The organism is Pedobacter sp. 10L46_2, from assembly GCF_056395165.1.
Genome location: NZ_JBFTIZ010000185.1, coordinates 1 through 9,574 on the forward strand (window position 1 = coordinate 1; position 9,574 = coordinate 9,574).

8 protein-coding genes and 1 pseudogene are annotated in these 9,574 nt (G+C 37.3%); 3 read left to right on the forward strand and 6 right to left on the reverse strand.

The features are described from left to right. From AC1DDX_RS17960 to hscA, 3 genes and pseudogenes are all read left to right on the forward strand, one after another. The coding region (locus AC1DDX_RS17960) for a DUF3810 domain-containing protein (protein ID WP_477622355.1) at nt 1-800 on the forward strand (800 nt) is incomplete at its 5' end. Between the two features lie 184 nt (nt 801-984). Then, entirely contained in the window at nt 985-1,314 is a 330-nt protein-coding gene (locus AC1DDX_RS17965) for a DUF4143 domain-containing protein (RefSeq protein WP_337715650.1), read from the forward strand. Between the two features lie 93 nt (nt 1,315-1,407). Then, nucleotides 1,408-3,211 (forward strand): annotated as a pseudogene (gene hscA / locus AC1DDX_RS17970) (Fe-S protein assembly chaperone HscA). Between the two features lie 506 nt (nt 3,212-3,717). Here hscA and AC1DDX_RS17975 read toward each other — a convergent pair. From AC1DDX_RS17975 to AC1DDX_RS18000, 6 genes are all read right to left on the reverse strand, one after another. Beyond that, a complete protein-coding gene (locus AC1DDX_RS17975; RefSeq protein WP_048904269.1) occupies nt 3,718-4,374 on the reverse strand; it encodes a DedA family protein in 657 nt (218 codons plus the stop codon). Nucleotides 4,375-4,455: 81 nt separating this feature from the next. Further along, nucleotides 4,456-5,139: a DUF4397 domain-containing protein gene (locus AC1DDX_RS17980; protein ID WP_172660731.1), complete on the reverse strand. Its 684-nt coding sequence runs from the start codon at nt 5,137-5,139 to the stop codon at nt 4,456-4,458. 76 nt (nt 5,140-5,215) lie between these two features. Next, nucleotides 5,216-6,340 carry a DNA polymerase III subunit beta gene (gene dnaN / locus AC1DDX_RS17985; protein WP_048904267.1) on the reverse strand — a complete coding sequence of 375 codons (1,125 nt, stop codon included), beginning with the start codon at nt 6,338-6,340 and terminating at the stop codon, nt 5,216-5,218. 34 nt (nt 6,341-6,374) lie between these two features. Then, nucleotides 6,375-8,057 carry a gliding motility-associated ABC transporter substrate-binding protein GldG gene (gene gldG / locus AC1DDX_RS17990; RefSeq protein ID WP_337715652.1) on the reverse strand — a complete coding sequence of 561 codons (1,683 nt, stop codon included), beginning with the start codon at nt 8,055-8,057 and terminating at the stop codon, nt 6,375-6,377. Continuing rightward, nucleotides 8,051-8,779, reverse strand: a complete 729-nt coding sequence (gene gldF / locus AC1DDX_RS17995; protein ID WP_337715655.1) for a gliding motility-associated ABC transporter permease subunit GldF — start codon at nt 8,777-8,779, stop codon at nt 8,051-8,053. Before gldF ends, gldG begins: the two co-directional genes overlap by 7 nt. A gap of 10 nt (nt 8,780-8,789) precedes the next feature. Next, a complete protein-coding gene (locus AC1DDX_RS18000) occupies nt 8,790-9,311 on the reverse strand; it encodes a hypothetical protein (RefSeq protein ID WP_288880571.1) in 522 nt (173 codons plus the stop codon). Between the last annotated feature and the right edge of the window lie 263 nt (nt 9,312-9,574).

Sequence of the window (9,574 nt, forward strand, 5' to 3'; positions counted from 1 at the left end):
GGGTAAAGGTGCCCTTACAGGTAATTAACTTTATTCTTATTCTTTATTTAATTTTTAAAATTCTTTGGGGTTTAAACTATTCACGTCCTTCAGTTTCAAAACAGCTGGGCATCAACAATGAAAAATACAACACACCTGAGCTGGTTTTACTGGGTAAATTTTTCATCAGTAAACTAAACCATCTCCAAAAAGTAAAGAAAACAAGATACAACATTAAGGAATTAGCGATTAGAGCTAAAGCTGGTTATGACTTGATGGAACAAAGAAATTCCATTTTCAAATACCGCAGCCCTGCGGTAAAACCGGTATTAAATAGTTGGATAGTTACTAAAATTGGCATCGAAGGATATTACAATCCAATCTCGGGAGAAGCAAATGTAAATATGAGATTACCGGCCATAGCCCTACCCTTTGTTACCTGTCACGAAATAGCCCATCAGCTAGGCATTGGTCGCGAAGATGAGGCAAACCTTATTGGTTATCTTGTAGCCGCAAATAGTGCTGATCCTAATTTTCAGTATTCCGCATCCTATGCCATGTTAAAAAGCATACTGTTCGAGATCAGGATCAAGTCTCAGAAAGATTATGATGCTTTGTATACTACCATTAATCCTGGTACAATACAAGACTTTAAAAACGACCGTGATTTTTGGCGCAAGTATAACAGTGAGATGTTTGGATACATGGATGTTGCTTTCGACAGATTTCTAAAACTAAACAATCAGGATAAGGGAACAGACAGTTATCAGGATATTGTACTTTGGCTTTATAATATTCATAAAAAGGAGCTTGACCTTTAAAAATCAGCCGTTCAATTAAAATATTTCTTTAGAAATTACGAATTACTCAATGTATTGAGTAATTCGTAAATCATGTTCCAAAGACCTCATATTAAAGAACTTACATCTAGAATCTTAGAGACAAGAAAACACTTCCAAGTAGTAATTGGCCCACGTCAGGTAGGAAAAACCACATTAGTTAATCATGCGCAATGAGCTTTTCGATGAAGTTAGGCAAGAACCAAAAGAATGGGGTAGAATGGCAGAATCTGCCATAGGAGCTCATTTGGTTAATTCAGCGCTTACCGAAGGCTTTAAGGTATATTATTGGCGCGAGCGCAACAATGAGGTAGATTTTGTATTGGAGCGTCGGGGAAAAGTCATAGGGCTCGAAGTAAAAAGTGGCCAAGATTTAAGTATATCCGGTTTAAATGAATTCCAAAAACAATTCAAACCTGAGAAGATATTACTCATCGGAAAAAGCGGACTGAGCACAGAAGAGTTTTTGAAGCTTAATCCCGTTACTTTATTTTAAACCTCGTAATAGAACAAATTAATTCCCAGGATCTGAAAAACATTACAACCTTAAAACAAAAAAACAGCTAAACATTCCTAAATTTGCCGAACTATGGCAAAAATATCCATCAACCTGGCAACAGGCTCATTCCAGCAAGAAGAAATCATCGTTGGGATTGATTTAGGGACAACAAATAGTTTGGTTGCCTTTATCGATCCGGACAAAAACCCCAAAGTGATAAACGACACTGGTAAAGGCTTATTGCAAAGAATTTTTAATTACCGATCCTTCAAACACCATATTTTCTGTTAAGCGCCTACTGGGAAGGTCATACAAAGATGTAGCCAGTCATCAGGATACCTTCTCTTATAAAATAATTGATGATGAGAACGATTCCCTGGTCAAAATTAAAGCCGGCGATAAGTTCTATACACCAATTGAATTATCAGCTGAAATACTAAAAGAGCTTAAAGCCAGAGCAGAGCACGCACTTAAAACCCCTGTGAACAGAGCAGTAATAACTGTTCCCGCTTATTTCAACGACAGTCAGCGACAAGCAACCCGTGATGCAGGAAAACTAGCCGGGCTTGATGTTTTAAGGATTGTAAACGAGCCTACAGCTGCTAGTTTGGCCTATGGACTGGGCCTGGATCCTACTCAACAAAAGACAATAGCCGTTTATGATCTTGGTGGAGGCACTTTTGATGTATCTGTACTTTCAATTCAAAACGGGATATTTGAAGTATTATCAACTAATGGCAATACTTTTTTAGGCGGAGATGATTTTGATCGCGCCATCGTTCATTATTGGATAGACAAAAACAAACTAAACAAACAAGACCTTGCTGCAGATTCAGGTTTAATGCAAGCTTTAAGGTTAAAAGCCGAAGAAGCAAAAAAAGCTTTAACCACTCAAAATTTATTTAATGAGAGGCTTGGCGAAATCTGGTGCTCAATAGATAAACAAACTTTTGAACAACTAATTGCTCCCAAAGTTCAGGAAACCATAAACTCTTGTAAACAGGCCTTAACTGATGCTAAATTAGACATTAAAAATATTGATGAGGTGGTTTTAGTTGGCGGGTCTACACGTACCCCTTATGTTAAAAAACAAGTTGCAGATTTCTTTGGCCGCACTCCTCACGATCAGATTAACCCTGATGAGGTAGTTGCTTTAGGAGCAGCCATACAAGCAGATATCCTTGCTGGAAACAGGTCAGATATCCTTTTATTAGACGTGACCCCTTTATCACTAGGAATTGAAACTATGGGTGGCTTAATGGATGTCATTATTCCAAGAAATGCAAAAGTTCCCACCAAGGCTGGCAGGCAATACACTACCTCAGTGGATGGACAAGTAAACATGAAAATATCTGTATTCCAGGGCGAACGCGATCTGGTTCAGGAAAACAGAAAATTAGCAGAATTTGATCTTAAGGGAATCCCATCTATGCCGGCTGGGCTACCAAAAGTAGATATCAACTTCCTTTTAAACGCCGATGGGATTTTAACTGTCCAGGCTGTTGAACTACGCTCTGGTGTAAAACAGGAAATAGACATTACTCCTAGTTACGGTTTAACCGATGAAACTGTCGAAAAAATGCTGATCGATAGCATTACTCATGCAAAAAGTGATGTAGAACAAAGGATGCTGATTGAAGCCAGAAGTGAAGGCGAACAATTAGTTTACACGGCCGAACGCTTTATCGAAAAACATGGAACTTTCCTTACCGCAGATGAAATCGAAAACACCAACATCCATATCCTGGCACTCAAGGAAGCACTTGCTAAAGCAGAGAAAGATGAAATCCTTAAGAAAGCCGACGAACTAAATGAATTTACACGCCCATTTGCCGAAAGGGTTATGGATGTAGCTGTTTCTTCGGCAATGAAGGGGAAAAGCATCGATAAATAACCACATTAAAGGTTTCTTCATATAGTTTTACGGAAATGAAATATCCTTTTATTTCCGTAATGCTTGTTACAACAATTATTCTGTTTAGCGCCAGGGGCTTCTTTGCTCACATGAGAATTAACTACCTGGCAGTTTTCACGCTTCCTTCCGGCATTAATAGATTCTTCAAAGCGACATAAAACGTTGTGCTGACCATGTGGATGACCACAGACAAACGTCGATATACAGATACTGTAGCGCACCTTGGTACTACCTTGACGTTGATTATATGAACCACCTAGGTCGCTGCTGAGAAGCTAATTTGAACAAATATTTCCCGGGCATAGAAAGTGTAGCTTTTCTGAAAGAAACAATCAAGTGCATAAGCAATACTCCATAGAATAATACCAAAGCATCTCATACTTCGATGAACAGTGTGGTAGACAGGCAGACGAAATCAGCGATATTAACCATAGGATCATCCTGGTACCCAGCATGGGTTGATGCGGGTTACCCCTGCTGCTAATCTACTCTTTTACCTCTTTCTTTTTAAACTTAGATCTTAAAGCTGCAAATATTGCGGGGAAAAAAGTAACAACAGCAATCACTACAATTACTATGTCAAAGTTCTTTTTAACCACAGGAATCTGCCCCAATAAGTATCCCGCCATAAGTAAACTTGTTATCCAGGCAACCCCTCCAATAACATTAAAAAGAGTAAATCTTCCAAACGGCATCTTCGCAACACCCGCAACGAATGGAGCTATTGTTCTGAAGATAGGTAAGAAGCGACTAAAAATAATGGCTTTACCACCATGCTTTTCAAAAAACATGTGCGATTGATTATAATATTCGAGTTTTAGTATTCTGTTGTTCTCTTTAAACACCCGAACACCAAAATAACTACCTAATTTATAATTTAATGAATTACCTAATATAGCCGCCACAATTAAGAGGATCAGCATCACCCAAATACTTAAACCTGTATTTTCTCCGGCAATTAAAGTTCCCATGGCGAACAACAAAGAATCGCCAGGTAAAAAGGGAGTAACTACAAAACCTGTCTCGGCAAAAATGATTAAAAAAAGAATGGCATATGTCCAATTCTGATAATCTCTGATGATCTCCTCCAAATGCTTATCAATATGAAGAAGAAAGTCTATTAAAAAAGTGAAAAATTCCAAGTTTTATAAATTAAGCCCAAAAATAAAAATATCATGCTTATTACCATGATATTTTTAAACTTAGAAATGTCATTTAATTAATTAGTGTGCTATAACGTGTCCTGTTAATTCCGTTGCTGTAACCCCATCAACCCAAATGGTATAATTTTTATTGGCTTGCAAATTCGCATCAAGTTCAGCCGAAACTGGTGAATCTACTATATCCGCAACAAACTTAAATTTAGTACCCGGGTCAAGATCGATATAAGACGATGCACTTTTAAAAGGTATTTTTTCTGAGATCTTGGTAGTTCCAGATAAAACCGAAATCGTATTAGCTAATAAGTAATTCAAATTAATGAACCTCACTTTAGCTTTACCCGCAACTGCCGAAGGTTTCATATCATCATTGATGATTGTTGCCATGTGCAATTCCTTCTGGGTGGTCTGACTCTTTGATTCGGTATAATAGAAAACGGTTGCGTTAATTCCTATTGGAACACCTACAACCGGTGTAGCAGCATTAGCTGTATCTGAACTTATATTACCAAAGGCAAACTGACTATTTCCTGAAGTAACAGTAATATAGCCACTGGATGCACCATACGGAATAGGAATAGAATTTTTCTTGCTTCCATTTAAATAAAATTCCTGCGGACTCGACCCTCTCACTGCGTTAACAGCATTAACATATGCGTCTCCAACAGGCTCTGGTTTGGGTTCTTTAAAACAAGAGCTCAGGAGTATAACACCCAGAGTTAAGCATAAAAAGAATGATTTTTTCATAGTAGTATTATTAAAATTACACTAAACAACGATGACCTGGTCAAAAACCAAGCCATCCAAAATATTTAAATGAGTATTAATTATAATTATTCAACATTACTGGCATAACCAACATTAAAACATCTTCATTTTCATCATTAGTCTGAGGAATTAACAATCCAGCGCGATTTGGCGTAGAAAGCTCCAAGGTAACTTCCTCTCCACTCAAATTGCTTAACATCTCAATTAAGAAACGTGCATTAAATCCTATTTCCAGATCTTCACCTTCGTACTGGCAACTTAAACGCTCATGCGCTTCATTCGCAAAATCTAAATCCTCAGAAGAAATGTTTAATTCACTTCCATTGATTTTTAGTCTTACCTGGTGAGTGGTTTTATTAGCAAAAATAACTACCCTGCGTAGTGTATTCAAAAACAAAGCCCTGTCAATCACTAACTTATTCGGGTTATTAGCAGGTATTACCGCTTCATAATCCGGATAACGCTCATCAATCAAACGACAAACCAGGTTTATATTCTCAAATTTAAAGAAAGCGCTTGTTGCATTATAATCAACAGAAACATTCACATCAGTTGATGGTAATGCCGCTTTCAATAAAGTTAAAGCTTTTTTAGGAAGGATGAAAGAAGATGTTTTATCTGCTTTACTATCCATACGTCTGTATCTTACTAATTTATGTGCATCAGTTGCTACAAAAGTGATGTGTTCTTCAGATAATTGACAAAAAACACCAGTCATGGCCGGTCTTAACTCATCATTACTTACCGCAAAAATAGTTTTGGTAATGGCCTCGGTCAGTACAGACGCTGGTAAGTTTACAGATGAAGCATTTTCTACAACCGGTATTTTTGGAAAATCATCTCCATTTTCACCGCTCAGTTTATATTTACCGTCTCCTGCACTAATCTCAATAGAGAATGATGCATCGTCAATATTAAAAGAAATAGGTTGATCTGGTAAAGTCTTTAAGGTATCTAACAGTATTCTTGCCGGCACAGCTACTTTACCGCCTTCTTTAGATTCAACAGCCAAAGAAGTGGTCATGCTGGTTTGTAAGTCCGTTGCAGATATCGTTAAATTTCCGTCTTTAATTTCAAATAAGAAATTTTCCAGTATAGGCAAAACAGTACTGCTGCTTGATGCACCATTTACTGTTTGCAAATGTTTTAATAACGTTGATGTGGATACAATAAATCTCATAGTATGATCTTGTCAGTTCTCAAAAATATAAAAATTACCTTGCATACTTATGTTTGCGGTAATAATGTTGAAAAATTGCGAACGATATTAACAATAGTAAAGGAAAAACGACATTAATAAGCTGCCATTGTAGCTTTTCGGTACGCAAACGCACCTTGTCCAACAACCTGATCTTAACTTCTTTATTGCGTAAAGAGATCAAATTATCATCATTAGATAAAAAGTCGGCAATATTTAATAACAATGCCTTATTTCCATAGTTTCTTTCTGTATATCTGTCAAAACCCAATGGAAAAACAGATCCGTCTCTGGCACTTATTTGATTTTTGAAGACATCTCCATCTCCAATCACTATCATTTTTGTGGCTTTACTCTCTGCAGGCACACTGTATTGTTCAGTAATTCCGGCAGGAGCCGACCTGTTTAGAAACACAGATTGAAATTTGCCCTCCAAGAGTACGCCAACAGTTCGCTGCACGCTGGCATACTCGCGCGGATCTGGCTGTTCCGCAACCATTTGCAGCGAAAGCATCTTTGGTGTATGATGCACCTTATTATAAGCTGAGCTTTGTAAAATCACCTTTTTATTAACTCCTTTTACTCCAATAGTATCAACAGTGCTAACAAATTCACTCCTTATTCCATCCATATTTTTTACGAGGCTATTAGCTGTATCAGGCATCAGTATTGGATAAAACACCCATGGTGCCATTTGAATCTGTCCCTGCTGTCCACCCATGCTTAAAGGAATTTCTGCACAGTTGGCATCAGCTATAAGATCATAGTTAATTCTTGCGCCATATATAAACAGCATATCATCAAGATTCAGCTTTTTGTTAAAAGCCAGTTGTTCTCCTGCCCCCCTTAAACTATCTAAGCTGGCGCTCACCTGATCTATACTCCAAACTACCCTGCCACCGTTCATTACAAAATAATTGATCTTGTATTTTTCGGCTTCTGTAAATTCCTTTTCGGGTTTTGCAATTATCAATAACTTTAATTTATCTAAACCCGCCTTATCAATTTGGTTAAGGTTTACCCTACCCACGTCATAACTATCCGACAAGCTTTTTATCGCATCATTCAACAGCAAATCAGAGAGCTCACCATTTCCTTCCGTAAAACCAATTCTTGGATGCTGTCCGCTCAATACCTTTTGAATGGCTGATGTAAATACATATTCCAGGTTTTGTATAGAATTATTGATATTTTCTTCATAGTTGCCTGAGGCATCCAGGTTTTGCAATAATTTTAAAGCCAGCTGATTTCCATTCCCTTCAACCATTGCCATTGGAAATATGGTTTTTTGAGCAAACCCGTTATCGTTCTTAATATTTAAGGTGGTAGGCTCTATTCCTACCTGATATAGGTGATTAATAACTGTGTCCTGCTCGGCTGCAGACAGCCCGGATATCGGATCAACAAATTCAACGTTAATATCAGTACCTGCATAGGCTTTGTAGTCAGTTAACAGATCTTTTGCAGCATTTCTCAAACGCTTAAAAGCCGCTGGTAAATCGCCCTCCAGAAAAATAGTAATTGTTATTGGTTTCTTAGCTTCTTTTAAAATCGTTTTAGATTTTGGTGTTAACGTAAAACGCTTCTCTTTTGTAAAGTCTATCCGGGTATAAACATACTGTGATACAACATTCAATAATATTAGCCCTGCCAAAAGACCAACTAATCCGGCACTCTTGCTGTTCTTCAACTTTACCATTTTCTCCCTCCTATTACCAGCTTGGTAATTCCTAAAAAGAAGAATACAAAACTTATAAAATAAACAAGATCACGAGTATCCAAAACTCCTCTGCTTATAGATTGATAGTGCTCATTTACACTTAATCCTAAAAAAATACTTTCCAGGTAACGCATCGAAAAAATTTTGCTCAATGCATCAAAACCGCTGTACGCTACAAAGCAGATAAATACTGCAACTGCAAAGGCAATAACCTGATTTTTAGTAATAGATGACGCAAATATGCCAATGCCAACAAAAGCACTTCCCAGTAGCAATAAACCCAGATAAGAACCAATTACCGCGCCAGTATCAATATTCCCGGCTGGCAAACCCAGCTTGTAAATAGAATAATAATAAATTATAGTAGGCACCAATGAAAACAACACCAGTACCAAACATGCAAAATACTTCGCCAGAATAATTTGCCAATCTGTTAATGGCCTTGATGCCAGTAAAATATAAGTACCTTCTCTCCTCTCTTCAGCAAACGAACGCATGGTTATTGCAGGGATCAGAAACATGAATAGGAATGGCACCAAACTAAAGAACCCGGTGAGTTCAGCATATCCATACTCCAATATCGAGGTATCAGGAAAGAACCAAAGCAGCAAACCTGAGGTTAGTAAAAACACACCAATGGTAATATAAGCCATTAATGAATTTAACAAACTGAATAATTCCCTTTTAAAAACTGCGTACATTCATTTGCTTTTAAAAATTGTATCCGGCTCTTAAACCAATAAATGATAAAGTTCCCGTATTTTTTGTCCACCCTTCATATCTGGCTCCAATGTCTAAAGAACCTGTACGTGAAACAGGAATTTCAACGCCCAAACCAGGTGTATAAATAAAAGAAACTCCACTGCCATTAGCTGTCGCGATAGACGACCCCACTTCAGCTGTTCCGTAAATATTTTCGGTGATAAAATATCTTGCTCCAACTTTAATCGGAATAAAACTTTGCCTGTATTTCAATGTACCAATAGTTTCTTTGCCATTGAATCTGATATAGCCTACATTTCCGGTAATGTTTAATGACTTTGATACCGGATGCTGATAAAGTAGAGAACCCCCTGTTCCATAATTTGCAAAGTCTCCAAAATCGCCCATAGGTAAGCCTACGTCAAATCCAATTCCCAATCTTGGTTCTGCAATTTGAGCGCTAGATTGTGCCTTAACATCAACCAACTGGAAAAATCCCGCAGTAAGAATTAAGAAAAATATTTTTTTCATTAGTTAAATTTTAATGAGCTGCAATATTATAAAATATAGCTAGTATAACAAAGCTTTGGATGATTACCAGGTTGTCTTCTTTTCTAACATGAGAACACCCCTAGTATAGTCAAAGATGCTTTTAAGAAAACATTCAACTTATATTTTGCTAAACGAACTTACAGAATAACCCTATATTAAGAACATAATGAAAACACAGTTGGAAATACCCTTTCAATAGTACGGCAATAGTATGTTAATAACATACTTTACTTGTACTTATA